The 1139-nt window shown below is 30.5% G+C and carries 2 protein-coding genes; both read left to right on the top strand.

Features of this window, described 5'->3' with window-relative positions; all coding sequences use genetic code 11:
• A partial coding sequence (locus DNJ75_RS14870) for a hypothetical protein (protein WP_157968406.1) occupies positions 1–466 on the top strand: 466 nt, incomplete at its 5' end.
• Positions 466–1139: NB-ARC domain-containing protein (locus DNJ75_RS14875; protein ID WP_157968407.1), on the top strand; the 674-nt coding region annotated here is incomplete at its 3' end. The genes DNJ75_RS14870 and DNJ75_RS14875, both read left to right, overlap by 1 nt.

Below are 1139 nucleotides of genomic sequence, written 5' to 3' on the forward strand. Positions count from 1 at the left end.
TCGAGCATTAGAAAAAAACGATATAGACATAATTATCAATTATTTTCACTTATTAAGTGCACAGAAAAATATAAGATTAAGCTATACAATTGATTTTACCGTTGAGTGCAGACATTTTGACGTCTTTGTGTTACAAAGGCTGCTTGTGAGTTTGATGACAGAAAGTTTTTTTAAAATTGATCAAGGCGGTAGTATCAATATTGTTATTGATACCATCGATAATTGTATAAGATTAAATTATTCGGATAGTTCGTATGATATTGATCTTCAAACAATTAATGAATCATTGTCAGAAAGTGATTTTTTTATCCCAGAGCCATCTTTTAGTGAGTTGATTATAATTGCCGATGGGAGTATTCATACAATTTCAACTAAGTATCAAAAGAAAGCGTTAGAAATAAAATTGCCAAGTAGTGAATCAGGTAGAGATAAAAATGTCGTTTATTTTAACAGGGTTGGTTATTAATGAACATTATCAGGTTTTTATTAGTAGGATTTATGTATTTTTGTGACTCCAATTATGCCGCAGAGTTAGCGGTTAATGTTGATGCAAAAAATAGTTATTTTGTTGGAAGAACGTCGGAAATAGGACAATTATCTCTCGATTTTAAAGATAAACCAACAATACTTTTAAAAGGCGGTAAAGGTATTGGCAAAACACAAATTGCTAAAGAATATGTGTGGCAAAATCTTTCTCATTATGATTTTATCTGGTGGATCAACGGATCTGAAGATATTGAGCCACAGGCTATTTATTTTGCAAAAAAAATAAATGCAATATTACCTGAAAGAGAAAAAGTGAATAGTGCTGGAAATGCAGAATTAGTTTTTCAAAAGATTATTCAGACATTATTAAATTCTAATAAGAAATGGCTGATTGTTTTTGATGATGTTAACTACCCAATAAATCATCTTATTGATTTCAATCAACTCAGTTCAGCAAAAAAGCATCATGTTCTGACGACTGCCTATAATTGTGACTTTATCAAGATGTTTACTTCAGTTATCACCATCAAGAGTTTTGATCGACAGGACTCTGTTACTTTATTGAGTAGACTTGATCAAAAACAGTATAAAGATAATAAAGATAAGTTAAATGAGCTAGCAAATTTGTTGTATGACCACCCTTTATCGGTAAG

Source organism: Cysteiniphilum litorale (assembly GCF_003428165.1).
Classification (GTDB): domain Bacteria; phylum Pseudomonadota; class Gammaproteobacteria; order Francisellales; family Francisellaceae; genus Caedibacter; species Caedibacter litoralis.